The sequence below is a fragment of the Ornithinimicrobium flavum genome (assembly GCF_004526345.1).
Lineage (GTDB): Bacteria > Actinomycetota > Actinomycetes > Actinomycetales > Dermatophilaceae > Ornithinicoccus > Ornithinicoccus flavus.
In genome coordinates, this window is record NZ_CP038213.1 from 1636795 (window position 1) to 1658595 (window position 21801).

General features: G+C 73.1%; 19 protein-coding genes and 6 pseudogenes. 13 read left to right on the top strand and 12 right to left on the bottom strand.

Features of this window, described 5'->3' with window-relative positions; genetic code table 11:
• Nucleotides 1–471: 471 nt before the first annotated feature.
• The 3 genes and pseudogenes from E3Z34_RS20205 to E3Z34_RS07635 all read left to right on the top strand — a co-directional run.
• Nucleotides 472–711, top strand: a pseudogene (locus E3Z34_RS20205) (hypothetical protein); the annotation flags it as partial.
• Nucleotides 712–867: 156 nt separating this feature from the next.
• On the top strand, nt 868–1119 hold the full coding sequence (locus E3Z34_RS18755) for a PucR family transcriptional regulator (protein WP_238695407.1): 252 nt from the start codon (nt 868–870) through the stop codon (nt 1117–1119).
• Between the two features lie 19 nt (nt 1120–1138).
• Nucleotides 1139–3145: an acetoacetate--CoA ligase gene (locus E3Z34_RS07635; protein WP_134773126.1), complete on the top strand. Its 2007-nt coding sequence runs from the start codon at nt 1139–1141 to the stop codon at nt 3143–3145.
• On the opposite strand, the gene E3Z34_RS07640 is transcribed toward E3Z34_RS07635, so the two are convergent.
• From E3Z34_RS07640 to E3Z34_RS07665, 6 genes are all read right to left on the bottom strand, one after another.
• Nucleotides 3127–3951 (bottom strand): 3-hydroxyacyl-CoA dehydrogenase family protein, encoded by an 825-nt coding sequence (locus E3Z34_RS07640; RefSeq protein ID WP_238695408.1) that lies wholly within the window; start codon nt 3949–3951, stop codon nt 3127–3129. The genes E3Z34_RS07635 and E3Z34_RS07640 overlap by 19 nt on opposite strands.
• Entirely contained in the window at nt 3948–5045 is a 1098-nt protein-coding gene (locus tag E3Z34_RS07645; RefSeq protein ID WP_134773127.1) for a branched-chain amino acid ABC transporter permease, read from the bottom strand. The genes E3Z34_RS07640 and E3Z34_RS07645 overlap by 4 nt, the downstream gene beginning before the upstream one ends.
• A complete protein-coding gene (locus E3Z34_RS07650; protein ID WP_134773128.1) occupies nt 5042–5911 on the bottom strand; it encodes a branched-chain amino acid ABC transporter permease in 870 nt (289 codons plus the stop codon). Before E3Z34_RS07650 ends, E3Z34_RS07645 begins: the two co-directional genes overlap by 4 nt.
• 82 nt (nt 5912–5993) lie before the next feature.
• A complete protein-coding gene (locus E3Z34_RS07655; RefSeq protein ID WP_134773129.1) occupies nt 5994–7244 on the bottom strand; it encodes an ABC transporter substrate-binding protein in 1251 nt (416 codons plus the stop codon).
• A gap of 87 nt (nt 7245–7331) precedes the next feature.
• A complete protein-coding gene (locus E3Z34_RS07660) occupies nt 7332–8027 on the bottom strand; it encodes an ABC transporter ATP-binding protein (RefSeq protein WP_134773130.1) in 696 nt (231 codons plus the stop codon).
• Complete coding sequence (locus E3Z34_RS07665) at nt 8020–8787, bottom strand: ABC transporter ATP-binding protein (protein WP_134773131.1); 768 nt, start codon at nt 8785–8787, stop codon at nt 8020–8022. Before E3Z34_RS07665 ends, E3Z34_RS07660 begins: the two co-directional genes overlap by 8 nt.
• 181 nt (nt 8788–8968) lie before the next feature.
• Between E3Z34_RS07665 and E3Z34_RS07670 the strand changes: the two are divergent.
• Both E3Z34_RS07670 and E3Z34_RS07675 read left to right on the top strand, forming a co-directional pair.
• Nucleotides 8969–9705: pseudogene (locus E3Z34_RS07670) on the top strand (3-hydroxybutyrate dehydrogenase).
• Nucleotides 9706–9783: 78 nt separating this feature from the next.
• Nucleotides 9784–11202: an MFS transporter gene (locus E3Z34_RS07675; protein WP_338043790.1), complete on the top strand. Its 1419-nt coding sequence runs from the start codon at nt 9784–9786 to the stop codon at nt 11200–11202.
• Between the two features lie 241 nt (nt 11203–11443).
• On the opposite strand, the pseudogene E3Z34_RS07680 reads toward E3Z34_RS07675, so the two are convergent.
• A pseudogene (locus E3Z34_RS07680) lies at nt 11444–12298 on the bottom strand (amidohydrolase); the annotation flags it as partial.
• A gap of 35 nt (nt 12299–12333) precedes the next feature.
• Between E3Z34_RS07680 and E3Z34_RS07685 the strand changes: the two are divergent.
• A complete protein-coding gene (locus E3Z34_RS07685) occupies nt 12334–13287 on the top strand; it encodes a PfkB family carbohydrate kinase (protein WP_134773132.1) in 954 nt (317 codons plus the stop codon).
• 25 nt (nt 13288–13312) lie between these two features.
• On the opposite strand, the gene E3Z34_RS07690 is transcribed toward E3Z34_RS07685, so the two are convergent.
• Nucleotides 13313–13570, bottom strand: coding sequence for a hypothetical protein (locus tag E3Z34_RS07690; protein WP_134773133.1), 258 nt, complete (start codon nt 13568–13570; stop codon nt 13313–13315).
• A 140-nt stretch (nt 13571–13710) separates the two neighbouring features.
• On the bottom strand, nt 13711–14334 hold the full coding sequence (locus tag E3Z34_RS07695; protein WP_134773134.1) for a nitroreductase family protein: 624 nt from the start codon (nt 14332–14334) through the stop codon (nt 13711–13713).
• 122 nt (nt 14335–14456) lie between these two features.
• Here E3Z34_RS07695 and E3Z34_RS19700 point away from each other — a divergent pair.
• Nucleotides 14457–14825 (top strand): annotated as a pseudogene (locus E3Z34_RS19700) (N-acetyltransferase family protein); the annotation flags it as partial.
• Between the two features lie 38 nt (nt 14826–14863).
• Here the strand turns inward: E3Z34_RS19700 and E3Z34_RS19705 are convergent.
• Nucleotides 14864–15139, bottom strand: coding sequence for a hypothetical protein (locus E3Z34_RS19705; protein ID WP_338043791.1), 276 nt, complete (start codon nt 15137–15139; stop codon nt 14864–14866).
• Here E3Z34_RS19705 and E3Z34_RS19710 point away from each other — a divergent pair.
• The 5 genes and pseudogenes from E3Z34_RS19710 to E3Z34_RS07710 all read left to right on the top strand — a co-directional run.
• Nucleotides 15131–15328: pseudogene (locus E3Z34_RS19710) on the top strand (CoA-binding protein); the annotation flags it as partial. The gene E3Z34_RS19705 and the pseudogene E3Z34_RS19710 sit on opposite strands and share 9 nt — an antisense overlap.
• 24 nt (nt 15329–15352) lie before the next feature.
• Nucleotides 15353–16345, top strand: a complete 993-nt coding sequence (locus E3Z34_RS19715) for a hypothetical protein (RefSeq protein WP_338043805.1) — start codon at nt 15353–15355, stop codon at nt 16343–16345.
• Between the two features lie 38 nt (nt 16346–16383).
• Nucleotides 16384–16934: pseudogene (locus tag E3Z34_RS19720) on the top strand (acetate--CoA ligase family protein); the annotation flags it as partial.
• Between the two features lie 130 nt (nt 16935–17064).
• The gene (locus E3Z34_RS07705; protein ID WP_134773135.1) at nt 17065–17643 is read left to right on the top strand and encodes a DUF5998 family protein; all 579 of its coding nucleotides are present in this window, start codon (nt 17065–17067) and stop codon (nt 17641–17643) included.
• A gap of 4 nt (nt 17644–17647) precedes the next feature.
• Nucleotides 17648–18814, top strand: coding sequence for an alkaline phosphatase family protein (locus tag E3Z34_RS07710; protein ID WP_134773136.1), 1167 nt, complete (start codon nt 17648–17650; stop codon nt 18812–18814).
• Here E3Z34_RS07710 and E3Z34_RS07715 read toward each other — a convergent pair.
• A complete protein-coding gene (locus E3Z34_RS07715) occupies nt 18768–19511 on the bottom strand; it encodes a hypothetical protein (protein ID WP_134773137.1) in 744 nt (247 codons plus the stop codon). The two genes, E3Z34_RS07710 and E3Z34_RS07715, sit on opposite strands and share 47 nt — an antisense overlap.
• A 127-nt stretch (nt 19512–19638) precedes the next feature.
• Between E3Z34_RS07715 and E3Z34_RS07720 the strand changes: the two genes are divergently transcribed.
• Complete coding sequence (locus E3Z34_RS07720; protein WP_134773138.1) at nt 19639–20361, top strand: thymidine kinase; 723 nt, start codon at nt 19639–19641, stop codon at nt 20359–20361.
• Here E3Z34_RS07720 and sepH read toward each other — a convergent pair.
• Entirely contained in the window at nt 20333–21739 is a 1407-nt protein-coding gene (gene sepH, locus E3Z34_RS07725; RefSeq protein WP_134773139.1) for a septation protein SepH, read from the bottom strand. The two genes, E3Z34_RS07720 and sepH, sit on opposite strands and share 29 nt — an antisense overlap.
• Between the last annotated feature and the right edge of the window lie 62 nt (nt 21740–21801).

Below are 21801 nucleotides of genomic sequence, written 5' to 3' on the forward strand. Positions count from 1 at the left end.
GCTCGCCCACGTGGTGCTGCAGGGCGGGGACCTCAGCGACGTGGCGAAGGAGCTGGGGGAGGTGCTGGGGGAGCCGGTCCTCGTCCTGGACGCCCAGGGCGCGACCCTGGCCACCAGCGACCCCGCGTGGGAGCCCGGCCCGGCCGGCGCCGATCTCGTCGCCCAGGCGCTGCGGGACAACCGCACCCACGTCGGCGACGGGCTCAGCGTGTCACCGGTGTGGGCCGGAGGGGCGCCGATGGCGGCGGTCCTCATGGACTCCGAGGTGGACAACCTGAACCGGCGCATCCTGGAGCGCGCGGCCGGCACCGCCGCGCTCATCATGGCCGTCCAGCGCAACGTGGCCGAGACCGAGTCCCGGATGCGCGGCGACCTTCTCGTGGACCTGCTCCTGGGGCGCGCCGGACGGGGTCGTTGGCGGCGCGCGCCAGCGTGCTCGGCGTCGACCTCGCCCGGCCGCACGCGGTGGTCGTGGCCGCCGGGGCGGACCCGGTGGCGGTCCAGTGGGCCAAGGACCACGCCGCCGCAGGTGGGGGCCTGTGCGCCGAGGTCGGGGACCGCGTGGTCCTGGTGCTGCCCGGGCAGGACGCCGTCGGGGCCGGCCGGTATGTCGTCGACCGCGCGGGCGGTGCCCCCCCGAACTCCGGGGCGAGCCAGGGACGCACCCGCCGGACCGTCGGACGGGCGCCCCTCACCGCCGGTGTCGCCGGCCCCGTCACCGGAGTGGAGGGGGTCCGGTCCGCGTACGACGAGGCGACCAGCTGCCTGGAGGCGCTGCTGTCGCTCGGCCGCAGGGGCGAGGTGGCCGACGCCCCCTCGCTCGGGTTCGTCGGCCTGCTCCTCGGTGGCGGTGCCCCCTCGGACTACGTGACCAGGCACCTCGGCCCCGTCCTGGACTACGACCGCGAGCGTCGCACGGCGCTGCTGGAGACGCTGGCCGCCTGGCTGGCCGAGGACCGCCACCTGGGTCGGACGGGCGAGCGCCTGCACGTGCATCCCAACACCGTCACCCAGCGGCTGGACCGGATCGGGCAACTCCTGGGGAACGGCTGGCAAGGTCCTGACCGCCTGCTCGAGCTGGCCCTGGCGGTCCGGCTGCGCCAGGTGCTGCGGGACTGACCCGACCTAGGCTTCGAGCATGCCCGATATCACCTGGTCCCCGACGCCGGAGAGCCTCGAGGCCGCCCGCCTCACCGGCTTCCTGCGCCGGATGGAGCAGCAGCACGGCCTGGAGCTGCCCGACTACCCCACCGCGCACGCCTGGTCGGTCCGGGAGCTGCCGGCGTTCTGGGACGGGGTGCGGGAGTTCTTCGACGTCGTCGGAGACGGCCTCCAGGACGCGCGGGCCGACGGGAGGGTGCTCGTCGAGGACCGGATGCCGGGTGCGGTGTGGTATCCCGACGCGCGGCTGAACCTCGCCGAGAACGCCCTGCGTCACGCCGCCGACCCCGCCCTGGCCGACGAGCCGGCCGTCGTGCACGTGGGCGAGGACGACACCCTCACGACCACCACCTGGGCGCAGCTGGAGCGCCAGGTCGCCTCCCTGGCCTCCCACCTGCGCCGCCTCGGCGTCGGTCCTGGCGACCGGGTGGTCGCCAGCCTGCCGAACGTGCCGGTCACCATCGTCGCCATGCTCGCGACGGCGAGCGTCGGGGCCGTCTGGGCGGTGGCCAGCCCCGACCTGTCTCCGGCGGCCACCGTCGACCGGCTCGCCCAGCTGGAGCCGGTCGTGCTCATCGGGTGCGACGGCTACGTCTTCAACGGGCGCCGGGTGGAGCTCGGCGAGCACCTGGCGGCCGTCGAGGCCGGCCTGCCCTCGGTGCGGCATACCCTGCTGGCCCGTCTCCTGGACCCCGAGGCCGACCCTGGGGACCGCACGGCCCTGGGAGCCGGGCTCAGCCGGCTCACGGCCGAGGTGGAGGCCGACCATGCCCGTGTCCCCTTCGACCACCCCCTGTGGGTCCTGTTCTCCTCCGGCACCACCGGGCGGCCCAAGGGCCTGGTCCACGGCCACGGCGGCATCACGCTGGAGGCGCTGAAGATGGTCGGGCTGCAGCAGGACGTCGGCCCGGGGGACCGCTACTTCGTCGCCGCCAACACCTCCTGGGTGGTGTGGAACCTGCTGGTCAACACCCTGGTGGCGGGTGCCTCGGTGGTGACCTACGCCGGGTCGCCCGTCCTGCGGGGACCCGGCCGCCTGTTCGAGATCCTGGAGCTGACGGGGGCGACCGCGTTCGGCACCGGCGCCGCGTACCTGCAGATGGTGCAGGGCGCCGGCCTGCGACCGGGGGAGGACCGGGATCTCCACCGCCTGCGCTCGGTGCTGTCCACCGGGTCGCCGCTCCCGGCCTCGACGTGGCGCTGGTTCCACGAGGCGGCCGCACCTGCCGCCCACCTGGGCAGCGACTCCGGCGGGACGGACATCTGCTCGATCTTCCTCGGCTCCAACCCGCTGCAGCCCGTCCACCTCGGCGAGCTGCAGGGGCCCGCCCTGGGCGTGGACGTGCAGGCCTGGGACGAGCAGGGCCGGCGCGTCGTCGGGGAGGTGGGCGAGATGGTCATCACCCGTCCGATGCCGTCGATGCCCGTCCGTCTGTGGGAGGACCCGGACGGCTCGCGCTACCGGGACGCCTACTTCGACACCTGGCCCGGCGTGTGGCGCCACGGGGACTGGGTCACCGAGACCACGCGTGGCGGCTTCGTCGTCCACGGACGCTCGGACGCCACCCTCAACCGGCAGGGGGTGCGCCTCGGGACCGCCGACATCTACGCGGCGCTGGAGGAGGTCCCGGAGGTGCGGGACTCGCTGTGCATCGGTGCCGAGCAGCCCGACGGCGACTACTGGATGCCCCTCTTCGTCGTCCTGACCGACGGGGAGACGCTGGACGACGGTCTCGAGCGCCGGATCCGGGAGGCTATCCGTCGGCGCTGCTCCGCCCGGCACCTGCCGGACGAGATCGTCCAGGCACCCCAGATCCCCGTCACCCACTCCGGCAAACGGGTCGAGGTGCCCGTCAAGCGACTGTTCAGCGGCGTGGCCCCGAGCAGCGCCGTGAACGTGCAGTCGGTGGCCAACCCGGAGGCGATGGAGTGGTTCGTCGACCACGCCCGACGCCGCCGGGAGGCTCAGGCCTCCGGGGGGTAGTCGAAGAAGCCGCGGCCGGTCTTGACCCCGAGGTCGCCGCGCGCGATGTACTCCTCCAGCACCCGCAGCTGCCGGTCGTCCAGGGTGGGGTCCTCGGCCAGGTAGTGCCGCTCGATGTCGCGCACCACGTCGAGGCCCACGCGGTCCATCAGGCCGAAGGGACCGAAGCCGGTGCCGAAGGTGAGCTGCCAGATGGCGTCGATGTCACCCGGGGTCGACACCCCGTCCGCGACGACCCGCAGGGACTCGCGCTTGATGGCCGCCCAGATCCGGTTGAAGATGAACCCGGTCGACCTGGCGTGCGCGACGAAGGTGGGGAGCCCGTGCCGGGGGAGGCGCTCCACGAGCAGGTCGATGATCGCCGGGTCGGTCGACCCGGAGCTCATGAGCTCGACCGCGTTGAGCTCGGGGGGTTGGTAGAAGTGGGTGTTGAGCAGACGCTCGGGGCAGGACACCGCGTCGGCGAAGTCGGCCGTGGCGTAGGAGCTGGAGTTGGAGGCGAGGATGGCGTCCGGCTCGGCCGCCGCGTCCAGCTGGGCGAAGACCTCCCGCTTGAGCTCCAGCCGCTCCGGCACCGCCTCGACGACCAACCAGGCGCTCCGGAGGGCACCGGCGAGGTCGTCCAGGAGGTGGACCGTACCGACGGCACCGCCCTCGATGCCGGCGGCCACCTCGGGCAGCGTCGCGTCCAGGTAGCGACGCGCGGACTCGCGCACCGACGCGTCCGGCTCGTGGACCTGGACCGTGCCGCCGCGGTCGGCCATCATCAGGGCGATCCGGCGGCCGAGCGTGCCCGCCCCGATCACCGCGACCGGTCGGGTATCGACCTGCTCCGGCGACGGTAGGGCACGGGTCTCACTCCTCCCCGTCGGCGGCGCCCGGGTTCATCGGTGCGCCGTCGGCCCCGGTGGAGCACGAGGTCGGAGAAGGTGCCCCACACCCCACGGCGGAAGAGCAGCACGATGAGGATAAAGATCGATCCGGTGATGATGCCGATGCCGTCGAAGCCGGAGGTGGCGAGGTAGTCCTCGAGCAGGACGATGATCGCCGCCCCGATGATCCCGCCCCAGAGGGTGCCGATGCCACCGAGGACGGTGATGAGGACCACCTTGCCGGAGGTCTGCCAGGCGACCTCCTGCAGGGACACGAAGCCGTGGCTGATGGCGAACAGGCCACCGGCCAGGCCCGCCAGCCCCGCGGAGATGACGAAGACGGCGACGCGGTAGCGCTCCACGTCGTAGCCGAGGGCCCGGGCGCGTGCCGGGTTGTCACGGGTGGCGACGAGCACCCGCCCGAAGGGCGAGTGGACGACCCGCCAGGCGAACCACATACCGGCCACGATGATGGGGAGCGCCGCGTAGTAGAAGTAGAACGCCTCGTCCTCGACCGCCTCGATGCCGAAGAAGTTGACCGGGACGCTCTGCAGGCCGTTCTCACCGCCGGTGAGGCCCCGCCACTGGTTGACGATGAAGAAGAGCATCTGGGCGAAGGCCAGGGTGACCATCGCGAAGTAGATGCCGCTGCGCTTGGCCGACAGCAGCCCGATCGGCAGGGCCAGCGCCATGGCGAAGAGCGCCCCGACCAGGGCGGCGACGGGGAAGGGCAGGCCGAGCTCGATCGAGACCAGTCCGGCGACGTAGGCCGAGCCGCCCCAGAACGCCGCGTGGCCGAAGGACAGGAGCCCGGCGTAGCCGAGGAGCAGGTCGAGCGCCACGGCGAACAGGGCCCAGCAGATGATGTCGATGGCGACGGGGGGGTAGACGAACCAGGGGAGGGCCACGGCGACGACCAGGCCCAGGCCCAGCAGGCCCCAGCGTCGGGCGGAGCGGCCGAGGAAGCCGGCGGGCTGGTCGGGAGAACGCTCCACGGTGGTGTCCGCGGTGTCGACGGGGGTGCTCACGCGTGCTCCTCCTTTCCGAACAGGCCGGCCGGTCGCAGGAGGATGACCAGGGCCATGAGGATGAAGATGACGATCTGGGACAGGGCCGGCGCGTAGGCCTGGCCGAAGACCTCGACGAGTCCGACCAGGAAGCCGGCCACGACGGCGCCGAGGATCGAGCCGAGGCCGCCGATGACCACGACCGCGAAGAGGATGATGATGAAGCTGGAGCCCATGTCCGCCGTGATGGCGCGGAAGGGGGCGGCGAGCACGCCGGCCAGGCCGGCCAGGGCGATGCCGAAGCCGAAGACCGGGGTGACCCACTTGTTGACGTCCACGCCCAGGGCCCGGGTCAGCTCCGCCTTCTCGGTCGAGGCCCGCACGATCATGCCGATCTTGGTGCGGGTCAGCAGCAACCAGACGGCCAGACAGACCAGGACCGAGAAGACGAGCACGAAGACCTGGAAGGTCGGGAGTCGGATCTCACCCACCTGCAGCTGCCCCGACAGCATCTCCGGTCGGGTGTAGGGCAGGCCGGAGACGCCGTACTGGCGCTTGACCAGGTCGACCAGCAGCAGGGTCAGGCCGAAGGTCAGCAGGAAGTTGTAGAGGGGGTCCAGGGCGATCAACCGGCTGATGAACACCCGCTCCAGGAGCACCCCGAAGATGAAGAGCAGGACCGGCACGACGATCAGCGCGAGCCAGAAGTTCACCCCGAGCGTGTCCAGGAGCACCGCCGCGGTGACGGCGCCGAGCATGTAGACGGCGCCGTGGGCGAAGTTCACGACGCCGAGGACGCCGAAGATGACGGCCAGGCCCAGCGCGGCGAGGGCGTAGAAGCTCCCGGCCGCCAGGCCCTGGACCGTGTACTGCAGGATCTCGTTCATGCCTCTCCTCGGGCGGGGGGAGCCGGGCGCCGCAGCGCCCGGCTCCCCGTTCTCTCAGCGGGTCTCGGGTGTGGACCCGAGATCAGTCGCCCATCTCGCAGGTGGACTGCTCCAGCGGCATGAAGGCGTCCTCGGCCGGGATGGTCGCGATGATCTCCTGGTAGTCCCAGTCCTCCTCGACGTCACCGGGGGCCTTGACCTGGGCCAGGTAGACGTCGTGGATGACGCGGTGGTCCTCGGCCCGGACCTTGCCGTTGCGCAGGAAGAAGTCGTCGATCTCCTTGCCCTCCAGGTGCGCCACGATGGTGTCGGCGTCGTCGGTGCCCTCCTCCTGGATCGCCTCCAGGTAGTTCATCGCCGCGGAGTAGTTGCCGGCGTTGGCGAAGGACGGGCGGACACCCGTCTCCTCCATGAAGCGGTCGGCCCACTCGCGGTTCTCGTCGTCGAAGTTCCAGTACCACGCGTCGGCGAACTGCACGCCCTCCATCTCCTCGACACCCAGGGAGTGGATGTCGGTGATGAACATGAGGCCCACCGCGAGGCCGATGCCCTGGTCCTTCAGGCCCGCCTCGTTGTACTGCTTGACGAGGTTGATGAGGTCACCGCCGGCCTGCATGGTGCCGATGATGTCGGGATCCTCGGCGGCCGCACGGGTGAGGAAGGTGGAGAAGTTGTCATTGGGGAACGGGGTGGCGATGCTGCCGCCGACCGTTCCGCCGGCGGCCTCGATCGCCGCGGTGAAGTTCTTGTTCATGTCCTGGCCGAAGGCGTAGTCAGGGTAGATGATCTGCCAGTCCGTGCCGCCGCCCTCGGTGACCGCGGTGCCGGTGGTCTGGGCCAGCTGGTAGGTGTCGTAGGCCCAGTGGAAGGTGTACTTGTTGCACTGCGCGTTGGTGAGCTCGGTGGTGCCGCCGCTGATGTTGATGTAGAGCTTCTTCTTCTCGGCGGCCTGGGTGGCGACGGCGAGCGCCGCCGAGGAGGTCGGCACGTCGAGGATGATGTCGGCCATCTCCCGGTCGTAGAGCGCCTGGGCCTGGGTGTTGGCGACGTCGGGCTTGTTCTGGTGGTCGGCCGAGGTCACCTCGATGGTGTCGACGACGGCCTCGTCGCCGTACTTCTCCTGGAAGTCGGCCACGGCCATCTCGACGGCCTTCACCGAGTTCGGGCCGGACACGTCCTTGTAGACGCCGCTGGCGTCGTTGAGGACGGCCAGCACGACCTTGTCGTCGGTGAACTCGCCGTCGGCGCCGCCCGGGCCGCCGCTCCCGCAGGCGGACAGGGTGAGGGCGCCGGCTGCTGCTGCAGCCGTCATGACCAGTCGCTTCGTGCTCATCGTGGTGCTCTCCTTTGAGTGGTGCGGGATATGTGTCGAGGAAGGGGCAGGGGGTGCGGGGTGCCGCGTGCCGGCAGGGGTGTGCGGTCACATGCCGAGGTACTCGAGGAGCTCGCCCTGGCGGGCGGTGAACTCCTCGTTGTCCAGGCTGGTGGCGACGTGGCCCTCGGCCAGGACGTAGTGGCGGTCGGCGACGGTGGCCGCGAACTTGACGTTCTGCTCCACGAGGAGCACCGTCGTGCCGCGCTGCTTGACCTCCAGCACGATGTCGCGGATCCGCTGCACGATGACCGGGGCCAGACCCTCGCTCGGCTCGTCCAGCAGCAGGACCGAGGCCCCGGTGCGCAGCACGCGGGCGACGGCCAGCATCTGCTGCTCACCGCCGGACAGGGTCGTGCCGGGGGCGCGCCGACGGTCGGCCAGCACCGGGAAGGCCTCGTAGACCTGCTTGAGCGACCACGCGGTCTCGGCGTGGGTGATCGGCGGGAGGGTGAGGTTCTCCTCCACGTTGAGCGTGGCGTAGATGCCGCGGTCGTCCTGGACCCAGCCCAGGCCCCTGCGGGCCCGCTGGTGCGCGGGCAGCTTGGTGACGTCCTGCCCGTCGAGGGTGATGGTGCCCCGGATGTCGCGGTGGAGCCCCATGATGCAGCGCAGCAGGGTGGTCTTCCCGGCACCGTTGCGCCCGACCAGGGTGACGACCTCGCCCTGACCGACCGTGACGTCCACCCCGTGCAGGGCCTGGGCGTCCCCGTAGAAGGCCTGCAGCCCGGAGATCTCAAGCATGGGTGTCCTCCCCGAGGTAGGCGGTGATGACCCGCTCGTCGCCCCGCACCTCGTCGTAGGTGCCGCGGGCCAGCACCTCGCCGGCCATGAGGACCGTGACGTGGTGCGCCAGGCTGCCGACGACGTGCATGTTGTGGTCGACGAAGACGACCGAGCGCCCCTCCGCGATCCGGCGCACGAGCTCGATTGTGCGGTCGACGTCCTCACGTCCCATCCCGGCGGTCGGCTCGTCCAGCAGCAGCACCTGCGGGTCCATCGCGAGCACGATCGCCATCTCCAGGGCCCGCTTCTGCCCGTAGGCCAGCTCGCCCGCCGGGCGGGTCTGCAGGGAGGTCAGGCCGACCTGGTCGACGATCCGGTCCACCTGGTCGGCGTAGCGCCGCAGCGTGCGGTCCGAGCTCCAGAACCGCATACCCCCGCCCTCCATGCCCTGCAGGGCCAGCTCGACGTGCTCGCGCGGGGTGAGGTTGTCGAAGAGGCTCGTGATCTGGAAGGACCGGGCCACGCCCAGGTGCGCGATCTGCTCCGGCTCCTTGCCGGTGATGTCCTTGCCGTGCACCTCGATCGTGCCGCTCGTGGGCTTGAGGTAGCCGGTCAAGAGGTTGAACAGGGTCGTCTTGCCGGCGCCGTTCGGGCCGACGAGCGCGTGCACCTCACCCTCGACGACGTCGAGGTCGACGTTCTTCACGGCCTTGAAGCCGCGGAAGTCCTTCGTGAGGCCACGTGCCGACAGCGCGACGGAGGAGGTGGCTTCGGTCATGGCGGGAACGTTAGGTGGCGGGCCGTCCGCGATCTATGTCGTGTCGTCACATAAACTGCGCGAACCCAGTGTGCCCCCAGGACATGGACAGCGACGAGGGGGCGGCCCACGATCGAGCCAGGCATCCCGGGGCAGCCGCTGGCGACCCTGGGCACCATCCCGACATCTCGTAAGGAGTCCCATGGCGACACGGACAGTGCTGGTCACCGGCGGAGGCAGCGGCATCGGCGAGGCGATCGCCCGGCGGTCCGCCCAGGACGGCCACCGGGTCGTGGTGGCGGACCGGGACGGTGAGGCGGCGGAGCGGGTGGCTGCGGCGGTGGGGGGTAGCACGTGGGTGGTGGACCTGTCGGACACGGCGGCGTTGGAGGAGGTGCGGCTGGAGTGTGACGTGCTGGTGAACAACGCGGGGGTGCAGCGGGTGGCGCCGGTGGAGGAGTTCGACCCAGAGACTTCCGGTTGATCCACCGGTTGATGCTGGAGGCGCCGTTCCTGCTGGTGCGGGCGGCGTTGCCGCACATGTATGCGCAGGGGTGGGGGCGGGTGGTGAACGTGAGCTCGGCGCACGGGTTGCGGGCCTCGGCGTTCAAGTCGGCGTACGTGTCGGCCAAGCACGGGTTGGAGGGGTTGTCGAAGGTGGTGGCGCTGGAGGGTGCGGGGCGGGGGGTGACGAGCAACTGTGTGAACCCGGGGTATGTGCGGACGCCGTTGGTGGAGGCGCAGGTGGCGGATCAGGCGCGGGCGCACGGGATCGGGGCGGAGGAGGTGCTGGAGAAGATCATGCTGACGAAGGCGGCGGTGCGGCGGTTGATCGAGCCGGAGGAGGTCGCGGGTCTGGTGGCGTTCCTGGTCTCGGAGGAGGCGGGGATGGTCACGGGGGCGTCCTACACGATGGACGGCGGGTGGACCGCCCAGTGAGGTGAGTGCGGCGCCGGCGGCGTGAGACGATCGGCGATCGTGCCGACCCTGCCGCCGACCCCACCGAGCGGGAGCTCCATGTACCGACGCCTGCTGTGGCCGGTGCTGGCACCGTCGGTCCTGTTCGGCGTGGCCGCCGGCGCGACCGTCCCCGTGTCGGTCCTGGCCGCGATGGACCTGGGTGCCTCGGCCGCGCTGGCGTCCTTTCTCGTCGCCGTGGTGGGGGCCATCTCGCTGGCGACGACGGTGCCCGCCGGTCGGCTCATCGACCGGGTGGGGGACCGCCGGGCGATGCTCCTGGCCACTGCGGCGGCGGCCGTGCTCACCGCCGTGACCGTGGCGTCCCTGGTCTGGGCCGGGCCGGGCGCGCTGGTCCTGTTCATGCTCTCGACCTTCCTGCGGGCGCCGGCGGTCAACGTGTGGTCGCTGGCGCGGCAGGCCTACGTCGCCGAGCGAGTCGCCACCCGCGAGGTCGGGCGGGCCATGACCGCGCTGGGCGGCACGATGCGGATCGGGGCCCTGGTGGGCCCCCTGCTGGGCGGTCTGCTCATGCTCGCGCTGCCGCTGTGGTCGGTCTACGTGCTCTCGACGCTCTGCAGCCTGCTTGCGCTGGCGATCCTCTACAGCCCCCGCCTCGGGGGGCGCCACGAGGAGGGGTACGACACACCGGGTCGGCGCACGGTCCACGCCACCCCCGACGGCCCGGCCCTGGACGGGTCGCCGGGCGGGCTGGACGTGCGGTGGGACGCCGTCCTGCTGGCGGGGGTGGCGATCAGCACCCTGGCGGTCGCGCGCGTGGCGCAGCCGGTGCTCATCCAGCTGTGGGGCGTGCAGATCGGGCTGGGGGCCGCCCAGATCTCGCTGGCCGTGGCGGTGGGAGCCGCGGTCGAGATCCTGCTCATGTTCCCCGCCGGCGTGCTCAAGGACCGGCTGGGCCGCTCACCGGTGCTGGTCACCTGCCTGGTCGTCTACGGCGGCGGCTTCCTGCTCCTGCCCCTGGCCGGCAGCTGGTGGGGGGTGGTCGGTGCGGTGGCGGTGATGGCCGTCGGCAACGGGCTGGGGGCCGGCATCAACATGACGATCGGGGCCGACCTCAGCCCACCGGTCGGCAGGGGCCGGTTCCTGGGCATCTGGGCGATCTTCTCCAACGTCGGGGTGCTGGGTGGCCCCGGGCTGGTGTCCGTGCTCCTGCTCCTGGCCACCACCCAGGCCGCCGTCCTGGCGGTCGGGGGCCTGGCGCTGGGCGGGGCGGCCTGGATGGCGCTCTGGCGCGGCGGATCGCCCTGCCCTCCCGGCTCTGAGGCCTACGACTGCCGCGCCCCACCCCCCAGCCAGACCATGGCCGCGGCCACCATCGCCCGCACGCCCGTGTCCAGCATCGGCTGCAGCACCGGAGCGAAGTGGGGGCTGTGGTTGGACGGGAACTCCTGCTCGGCGCTGCCCCTGGCCTCGGCCTCCGCCCAGGCCGTGGCGTCGAAGGCGCCGAAGCCCCAGTAGCAGTAGGGGACGCCCCAGGCGTTGGCCAGCTCGGAGAAGTCCTCCGAGCCCATCTCCGGCTCGAAGGGGCGCACCTGCGCCTCGCCCAGCTCGGTGACCAGGGCGGCCCGGACCAGCTCGGTCGTGGCCGGGGTGTTGTCGGTGACGGGCAGGTGGTCGAAGGTCTCGACCTCGGCTCCGGGGCGCCCCAGGCCAGCGCCTCGGCCCGGGCCGTGCGTCCGATCAGCTCCAGGCACTGCCGGGCGACCTGGTCGTCGTAGGTCCGCACGGTGCCCTCGATGACGGCGGAGGCCGGGATGATGTTGGTCTTGGTGCCCGCCTGGATGCGCCCGACCGTCACCACGGCCGTCGCCTGCGGGGAGATCTGCCGCGACACGACGGTCTGCAGCCGCATCACCAGCGAGGCGGCCATGACGACGGGGTCGATCCCCAGGTGCGGCGCCGATCCGTGCGCACCCTTGCCGTGCAGCGTGACCCGGAAGTCGTCGCAGCTGGCCATGATCGGGCCGGGGGCGAGGAGCACGCTGCCCGCCGGGCCGGGGAGGACGTGCTGGGCCAGCGCGACGTCGGGCCGGGGCAGCCGGTCGACGAGACCGTCGGCCACCATCGCCTCGGCCCCGTTGAACTGCTCCTCCGCCGGCTGGAAGACCGCCACCACCGTGCCGTCCCAGGCCTCCCGCTCCGCCAGCAGCAGCCGCAGCGCCCCCAGCAGGGTCGCGACGTGCGTGTCGTGGCCGCAGGCGTGCATCACCGGGACCGTCTCCCCGTCGGCCCGGGTCGCCCGCACCGTCGCGGCGTAGTCCAGCCCGGTGTCCTCCAGCACCGGCAGCCCGTCCATGTCGGCGCGCAGCAGGACCGACGGGCCCTCGCCGTTCCGGACCACGACCCCGACCCCGGTCCCCCCGATCCCGGGAACGACCTCGAGGTCGTCCCCGCCCGGCATACCGCGCACCTCCTGCACGACCCGCTCGGCCGTCCGGTGCTCGGCCATCGACAGCTCGGGGTGGGCGTGCAGGTGACGGTAGAGGTCCTCGAGCCAGGGGCGGAGGGGCGGCAGCGCGGCCAGGACCTGCTGGGTGGGGGTGCGGGTCGTCATGGACCCGAGGGTATGCCGTGGCAGGCTGTGCTCCCATGACCGCACCCTCCGCAGGTGGGCGCCCCCGGGTGATCCACACCGGGCAGGCCCTGGTGGACCTCGTCGTCGAGGTGCCGCAGCTGCCTCCCCGAGGCGGCAACGTGAACGCGCGCACCACCACCCGCCACGCCGGCGGGTCGGTCACCATCCTCGTCGCGGCGGCCCGGCAGGGCGCCGTCACGGTGCAGGCCGGCGCGGTCGGGACCGGCCCCAACGGCGACCTGGTGCGCGAGGTGCTGGCGGCGGAGGGGGTCACGGTCAGCTCCCCGCCCGTGCCCGACCTGGACACGGCCGTGTGCGTCGTCCTGGTCGAGCCGACGGCGGAGCGCACCTTCATCACCACGCGTGCCGCCGAGCGGCGGATCAGCGTGGCGTCGCTGGCGACCTCGGCCCCGGTGGCCGGCGACGTGGTGTGCGTGACCGGCTACTCGCTCTTCGAGCCCACCGTGGGCCCGCTGCTGGAGTGGCTCGAGGCCCTGCACGACGGCGTCCGTGTGGTCCTGGACCCCGGGGCCGCCTTCGCCGGCTTCGCGGCCGGCCTGCGCGAACGGGTGCTGGCCCGCACCTCCGTCTGGACCTCCAACGCCCAGGAGGCCGCCGAGCTCACGGGCGCCGGGACCGTGGAGGAGTCCTGCCACCAGGTCGCCTCGCTGCTCGGACCCGACGCCGTGACCGTGGTCCGGGACGGTCCGCAGGGGTGCTTCGTCCGCGTCGACGGCACTGTCACCTATGTGCCCGGTTTCCCGCAGACCCCGCTCGACACCAACGGCGCCGGGGACACCCACACCGGGGTGCTGTGCGCGGGGCTCGTCGAGGGCCAGGACTGGGTCGAGGTGTGCCGCCGCGCCAACGCCGCGGGGGCGATCAAGGTCACCCGCAGGGGCCCCACGACGTCGCCCACGGCGGCCGAGGTCGACCAGTTCCTGCGGGCACGGTCCTCGATCACGTGAGGGCCGCGGGGCCCGGCCGGTCGGGTCAGGACCGCAGCAGCCGACCGGCCCCGGCGACGGCGAGCACGATGCCCACCGCGAGCACCACGACCGAGACGAGGGCCACGACCGCGCTGCCCGGGGCCAGGGCGTGCGCCACCGGGCCGGCGAGGACCACGAGCACGACGGAGAGCGCCAGCAGGACCTCGGGGGAGTGCTCGAACGGGTGGGCGACCTGGGAGGCCAGCGGGCGGGGCTCCCGGTGCGGGTGGACCCGCGGGTCGCGCGAGGTGAGGGTCGTCATGCTCTGCCCTGCCTTTCGGTGGGGACGGCGCCCCCTGCGCGCCGTCCACTACCCCCATGATGTTCCGGCGCGTCCGATCCGTTGCCAGGTCGGACCGATCGTGACCCGATCGTGACCTGGAGGACCGGTCCGCGCGCGGGTCAGCCCGACCAGGGTGTGCCGAACCGAGCCCCGTGGACGACCTCGTCGAAGGGTCGGCGACCCCGCCGCAGCGAGCGGGAGCGACGGTGCGGCACGGCATACCCGAGCGAGACCACCCCCACCAGACGCCGGCCCTCCGGGACCCCGAAGGCCGCCCGCACGGCGGCGTGCCGGGTCGGGGGGACCCCGAAGAAGAGGGCGCCCAGTCCCTCGTCGACGGCGGTGAGCAGGATGAGGAGCGCGGCCATCCCGGTGTCGACGTCCCAGTAGGGGATCGGCCAGTGCGCCGGGGAGCGGTCGGTGCGGCCCTTGTCCGGCTCGGCGTAGCGGTCGAGGTACCGGTCCGGGTCCGACAGGCACAGGATGAGGACGGGCGCCGTCCGGACCCCCCGCAGCCAGCTGTCCATCTGCTCCTCGGGCACCTCGCCCGCGGTCGTGGTCCAGAAGCGCTCCCGGTCGGCCGGGTCGTCCAGCACCAGGAAGTCCCAGCCCTGCGAGAAGCCGGCGCTCGGCGCCCGGAGCGCGTGCGCCAGGGCCCGCCGCACCACCCTCGGGGGGCACCGGGCGCCCGGGGTCGTAGGCCCGCACATCCGTCGCCGACCGACCACCTCGCGCAGCTCCATACTCCGATCCTGGCAGGCGGCGGCCACGGGGCTGGTGCCAGACTGGGGCCATGACGGACTCGGCGGAGCTGCCCCCCGGATACCCGCAGGAGTGGGAGGCGGACATCGTCCTGGCCGATGGCATGATCGCCCACGTCCGGCCGATCCTGCCCACGGACGCCGAGGCCCTGCAGGAGTTCCACGCCGGGCAGTCCGAGGAGTCCATCTACCTGCGCTTCTTCGCGCCGATCAAGCAGCTGTCCGCCAAGGACGTGCACCGGTTCACCCACATCGACTACAGCGACCGGGTGGCCCTGGTCGTGCTCATCCGGGGCAGGCTGTCGGGGATCGGACGCTATGACCGGATCGAGCCCGGAGGGCCGGTCGCCGAGGTCGCCTTCAACGTCTCCGACCACGAGCAGGGCCGGGGGATCGGCTCGGTGTTGCTGGAGCACCTCGCCGACATCGCCCGGGAGGACGGCGTCACCCGGTTCATCGCCGACGTCCTGCCGCAGAACCGCAAGATGATCTCGGTCTTCCGCGACGCGGGCTACGAGGTGGCCCACGAGTTCGACGACGGCGTCATCGCGGTGTCCTTCGACATCGAGCCGACCGACGCCTCGCGGGCGGTGCGGATGAGCCGCGAGCACCGTGCTGAGTCCCGCTCGATGCGGCGGGTCATGCACCCGAGGTCGGTGGCCGTCATCGGGGTCAGCCGGCGCACCGGCACCATCGGCCGGCCTTCTTCGAGGACCTCGTCGACGCCGGGTTCACCGGCCCGGTCCACGCCGTCAACAACCGGGCCGAGCCGGGCACGCAGATCCACGGGCACCCGACGATCCGGTCGGTCCGTGACATCGAGGGCGGCGTCGAACTGGCGGTCATCGCCGTGCCGGCGGCCGACGTCCTGGAGACCCTGGAGGAGTGCGCCGACGCCGGGGTGCGCGCCGTCGTCGTGCCGTCCGAGGGTTTCGCGGAGGTGGGCCCGGAGGGTGCCGCCTTGCAGCACCAGCTCCTGCTCTCGGCGCGACGCTTCGGGATGCGCGTGCTGGGCCCCAACAGCTTCGGCCTCATCAACACCGACCCCGAGGTCCGGCTCAACGCCTCGCTCGCCGCCGAGGACCAGGTCCCGCCGCACGGGTCGCTCGGGCTCTTCGCGCAGTCCGGGGGGCTGGGCATCGCGGTGCTCGCCTCGGCCAGGCGCCGGGGGCTGGGGATCTCCACCTTCGCCTCCGCGGGCAACCGGGTCGACATCTCCGGCAACGACCTCATGCAGTACTGGATGGACGACGCGGCCACCTCCGCCGTCGGGCTCTACCTGGAGTCGATGGGCAACCCGCGCAAGTTCTCCCGCATCGCCCGGGAGCTGTCGCGGGCCAAGCCGGTCATCGTGGTCAAGTCCGGCGTGGGTAAGTACGCCACCCCCCGCGGCCACCGGGTCCGCACCACCAAGGAGCGCCCGGAGACCTTCGCCGAGATGCTGCGCCAGTCGGGTGTGATCAGGGTCGACAACGCCCACCAGCTCTTCGACGTCGCCCAGCTCGTCCTCAACCAGCCGCTGCCGCGCGGCAACCGGGTCGCGATCGTCACCAACAACGACGCCCTGGGGTCGCTGGCCGCCGACGCGGCCACCGCGGGCGGGCTGCACGTGGCCCACGGCCCGGTCGCCGTGCCCTCCGAGGCGGTGACCGCGACCATCCGCGAGGCGGTCGACGCCGCGCTGGCCGACGAGCGGGTCGACGCCCTCGTCGTGGCCCTCATCCCGCCGCTGGCCCAGATCGACCCCCAGGTCGTGGCGGCCGTGGGGGAGGCGGTCTCCCGCAGCGACAAGCCCTGCGTGGCCACCTACCTGGGGATGCGGGGGGTCACCGCGGGGGCGTGTGTGCCGCCTACCCCATGCCCGAGGACGGGGTGCGGGCGCTGGCGGCGGTCGTCGGCTACGCCGACTGGCTCGGCCGGGACCGGGGCGAGCGCGTCCGGCCGGAGGGGATCAGCCGCAAGGACGCGGCGGCGGTGGTCGACGCGGCGCTGACCCGGTCCACGCGCGGCGTCGACCTGTCCCCCGAGGAGGTGCGGACCCTGCTGGGCGCCTACGGGATCGAGGTCTGGCCCACCGTCGCGGTCCACTCCGACGAGGAGGCCGTCGACGCCTACAAGGAGCTCAAGGGCACGGTCGTGCTCAAGGCGACCTCGCCGCTGCTGCAGCACCAGCCCGGCCAGGGCTGGATCCGCACCGGACTGCGCCACCCCAAGGCGGTCGGCGCGGCCTACCGCGACCTCGACGCCATGCTGCGCCCCCTGGGGGCCGAGGGCATCGCGATGCAGCGCATGGGGCCGGCCGGGGCGGTGGCCGTCGAGATCAACGCCGCCGAGGACCCTCTCTTCGGCCCCGTCGTCGGCTTCGGCGTCGCGGGCTGCCCATCGACCTGCTGGGCGACGAGGTGCACCGCTTCCCGCCGCTCACCGACGTCGACATCGAGCAGATGGTGTCCTCGATCAAGGCGGCACCGCTGCTGGACGGCTACCGCGGGGCGATGCCCGTGGACCACGCGGCCCTGCACGACCTCATCGCCCGGGTGTCCGTGCTCGCCGACGACCACCCGGAGCTCGCGCACGTCCGGCTGAACCCCGTCATGGCTCACCAGGAGGGCATCGAGGTCCTCGGCGCGAGCATCCGGGTGGCGCCCGCGCCGACGCGGGCCGACGCCGAGCGGCGCGTCCTGCCCACGGACGTCTGAGACGATGGGGCGCATGGTCCGTCGTCTGAGGTCTCCGCTGCCCGACCCCCTGGTCGCCGACATCGAGGCGGCCGGCTACCTGCCGGCCGTCGTGCACGACGTCGTGCTGACCGCCGTGGGTCGCGACAGCGTCGTCAGCCACCTGGTGCACGCCGAGACGACCTTCGACGAGACGGCCGTCCGCAACCACCTCACCGTCCTGGTCCTCACCGACCGCCGCCTGGTCATCGCCCACGCCGACGACCACGAGGGCCCGGAACGGCAGCGGATGGCAACCGCCACCAGCGAGACCGTCCCCCTGCGTCAGGTGCAGGGCGTCATGCTCACGCACGTCGTGCCGGACCCCGAGCAGTACGACGGCAGCCTCGAGGGCCGCGCCGTCACCCTCACCCTCGGATGGGGCGCGGTCTCCCGGGTCGACCTCCTGCCCGCGATGTGCGAGGACCCCGAGTGCGAGGGTGACCACGGCTACGAGGGCACGGTCGCCCGGGACGACATCTCGCTGCGGGTGTCGGCGGACACCGACGGGGTCGCGCGCCTGGAGCAGGCGCTCTCCTTCGCCATGGAGCTGTCGGCCCGCCTGGGTCGGTGAGCGGGTGAGCGCCCCGGGGTATGCCGCCCCCGCCCGTTACCTGTCGCCGGCGCCGGGGCAGGGCCTGGCCTCGGTGCTGCCCGCGGCGCTGCTCAGCCTCGGGGCCGACCTGCCGGAGGGCGTCGAGGCCCCTGGTTGGGCGCTGCCCGCCACCCGGAGGGTCGTCGTGGTGCTCGTCGACGGGCTGGGGGCCCGGCAGCTGGAGCGGCGCAGCGGGCACGCGCGGACGTTGCGGACGATGGCCGGCCCGCTGGAGGAGGAGACCTTCCGCTGCGGCTTCCCCTCGACCACCGCGACCAGCCTCACCAGCCTCGGCACCGGTCGTCGGGCCGGGGACCACGGCATCGTCGGCTGGCAGACCTGCTGGCGGGGCGGGCTGTTCAACCACCTGGCCTGGCGCGGCGGCCCCGATCCTGGTGCGCACCAGCCGCTGCCGACCCTCCTGCAGGAGGCGGGGCGTCGGGACATCACGGTGACGACGGTGTCACGGCCGCTCTTCGACGGGTCGGGCTTCACCCGGGCAGCGCTGCGCGGCGGCGGCTTCGTGGGCGCCGACGGCCCCGCGGAGCGTGCGGCCGGGGTGCTCGGGGCGCTGGCCCAGGCGGGTCGCCGCGGCCGGGCGCTGGTCTACGCCTACTGGGACGAGGTCGACAAGGCCGGGCACGTGCACGGCCCCGACTCGTTGGCCTGGGGCGAGGCCGTGGAGGCCGTGGACACCTTCGTCGGGGACCTGCTCGAGCGCGTGCCCGCGGGGACGACAGTCGTCGTGACGTCCGACCACGGCATGATCGACGCACCGCACGCGCTGCGGCGCGACCTCGCCCACGACGAGACCCTGGCCCGGGGCGTGCGGGTGCTCGCCGGGGAGCCGCGGGCGCCACAGCTGTGGTGCGAGCCGGGTGCGGTCGCGGAGGTGGTGGCGACCTGGCGGGAGGAGCTGGGGGAGGACGCCGTCGTCCTGACCCGTGAGGAGGCGATCGGGCTGGGATGGTTCGGTCCGGTCCGGGAGGGGTATGCCGAGCGGATCGGTGAGGTGGTCGTGGCCATGCTCGGCCGGGCCACGGTCCTCGACTCGCGCGTCCTGCGGCCGGAGGTGCTCCGTCTGGTCGGCCACCACGGGTCGATCACGGACGCGGAGACGGCGATCCCGCTGCTGGTGGCGCAGACCTGAGCCGGGCCAGCCGGCGCCAGCGCACGGGGTCGTGGACCCCGACCCGTTCCAGGTGGGTGAGCAGCGTCGCCAGGGCCAGGATGCAGCCGACCATCTCCAGCGACTCCTCGATCCACTCCCACACCGGCATGAGCAGTCGGACGGGATGGTCGATGGGGAGGCCGCGGACCGCGATACCGGAGAGCAGCTCCATCCCCACGGCCCCGGCGCCGTAGACGACGAGGGCCACCAGCAGACCGAGCTGCGCGGGGCGGGGGAGCGGCCGGAGGAGCACGGTCAGCGCGGCGAGAGCCACCAGGGCGATGGCGACCCCGGGCAGGAGCCACTCGTGGGTGACCAGCGTGCCGGTGCTCATGCCCAGGAGCGCCGGCAGCGTCTCGTGGACCGAGATCATCTCGTCGATGCTCAGGAGGGCCACCGCCGTGGCCAGCGAGGCCCAGGCGAGCCGGTCCCGCCGGGTGCCCGCGGCGACCGCGGCCACGACGGCGAGCCCGACGACCAGCTGGAGAAGGCCGACGTTGAACCAGGTGGCGACCGAGGCCTCGGCGTTCATGTCCAGCCAGCGGGTGGAGGTCTTGCCGAAGCGGTCCTCCAGACGTTTCTGGTCCAGGTGCAGGCCCAGGTGGGGGATCCCCAGGAGGACGACGACGAGGCCGAGCCACCAGCTCGCGCGCAGGGCTGATCGGCTCCAGGGCATGGCGGGCAGTCTAGGCGGGCTGCTGACGCTGCTCCCCGCCTGCCTCGGCGGCCGCTACCGCCTGCCCCGCCCGCACCCTCGCCCGCCCCACCCTCGCCGCCGGGTCGGGCGCCCGTAGACTGCGCGGGTGGCCGAGCTCGTCTTCTTCACCGGGACCATGGACTGCGGCAAGTCGACCCTCGCGCTGCAGATGGACCACACCCACTCGGCCCGGGGCCGGCAGGGCCTGCTCTTCACCCAGCACGACCGTTCGGGGGAGGCCGTGCTGTCCTCCCGGCTGGGCCTGACCAAGCCGGCGCTGGAGGTCACCGAGGACCTCGACTTGTGGGAGATGGTCGTCGGGCAGGTCACCAACGGGCGCCGGGTCGACTACCTCATCTGCGACGAGGCCCAGTTCTACTCCCCGGCGCAGGTGGAGCAGCTGGCCCGCCTGGTCGACGAGATGGGCGTGGACGTCTTCGCCTTCGGGATCACCGCGGACTTCCGGACCGAGCTCTTCCCCGGGTCGCGGCGGCTCATCGAGCTCGCCGACCGCACCCAGCAGCTGCAGGTCGAGGCGTTGTGCTGGTGCGGCCGGTCGGCGACGGTGAACGCCCGGGTCGTCGACGGGGTCATGGTCGTCGAGGGGGAGCAGGTCGTCGTGGGGGACGTGCAGGGGGAGGAGACGGGCGACGACGGCGAGGGTGTCCCCGTCGTGGAGTACGAGACCCTGTGCCGTCGGCACTACATGCGCCGGATGAACTCTGCCGCCGCCCGTGCGGCCTCGCTCTCCCCGGACACGCTGCCCTTCGACCTCGACCTGTGCCCCCTGCCGGCGCCGGTCACCCCCGGTCGCGAGAGCCGAACATGATGTCGTCCCAGCTGGGCACGCTGGTGCGTCCCTTGCGCGGCGGCGCGGCCGGCTTCGGGGGGGCCGGCTCCTTGGTGACTGTCGAGGACCCCGCGTCCGCCTGAGGCTCGGCTCCGTCGGCCTCGTCGTCGTCGTTGTCGTCGTCCCGGTCGTCCGCGTCGTCCGAGTCGTCCCGGTCGTCCGGGCCGAGCTCCTCCGCGTCCTCCTCGCCCTCGAGCTCGGGGGCCGGCTCGTCGCCTGGCCCCTCGTCCGCGAGCTCGGAAGTCGGCTCGTCGCTGTCAGGTCCGTCGTCCTCGAGCTCGTCGTCCGTGCCGAAGAACTCGTCGAAGCTGACCTCGCCCGGCTCCAGGGTGCGGGCGTAGGCGCCGTCGGGCTCCGGGTCCGGCTCGACGGGGGCCGGGTCCTCGACGGCGAACTTCGGCATGCGCAGCCGCCTGCGCTGACGCCGGCCCGCGGACCGGGCGTCGTCCTCGCCGGCGACCCCCGGGTCGCCGGCGGACCCGGTCTCGGGCTCCCGGTCGGCGTCGGCGGACTCCTCGTCGTGCTCCTCGGCCGCCCGGGGATGCGCGGCCGGCGGGTCACCCATCGTGTCCGGGTCGTAGTGCAGGTCCTCCAGCGGCAGCACCTCGTCGGGCATGGACCGCTGCCCCGGCACGTGGGCCGGGTCGTGCGGACCCAGCTCCTTGCGGGGGCGGCGGTTGCGACGCTGACGCCGCTCGCGCATGCTGGCCATCAGGTCGGCGGCAGCCTCGTCCTCGCTGTGCGAGGCCCCCAGGACGGGGTGCCCGGCGAGACCGCCCGGCAGCGCCTGCTCGTCCTCCGAGAGCCAGCGGGCCTCGTCGTCCAGCGCGTCGATGGCACGGGTCGCCACGTCGTAGTGCCAGGCGGCCCGGCGCTCCCGTCCCCCGGCGCTGAAGATGACCAGGACGGTCCAGGGCCCGTGCGCCTCGTGCCGCGCCGCGTCCCAGCTGATGTCCCCGAGCTCGACCCCGCGCGCCTGCAGGCGCTCACGGACCCGCCGGTCCAGGGTGTGGGTCCCGTCGGTCCGCCCCTGGGCCCTGACGTGCGCGCGCTGGGCCAGGCTGGCGACGTGCTCCCGCTCGGCGAGCACCGGACCCTCGAAGCGCCGCACGCGCTCCAGCTCCCACCCGGTCAGGCCGGCGACCTCCTCGGCCGTCTGCCCCGCCCGGATCATCGACTGCACGTCCCGCGGGCTCGCCGAGGAGGCTCCCGGCCTCCCGCTCGGGCCCGGGCGGGGACGCGGCCGCAGGGCCGACCGGAGGCGGTCGTCGACGGGGACGGCAAACTTCGTGCCGTCCTCCGCGGACACCACCAGACGGCCACCCTCGTCGAGCTCGACGAACTGGAGCTGCTGCATGGTGCACCACTGTGCCACCCGCGCCGGGCGCGTGCCGGGAGGGCACGCCGCCGACGGTAGGC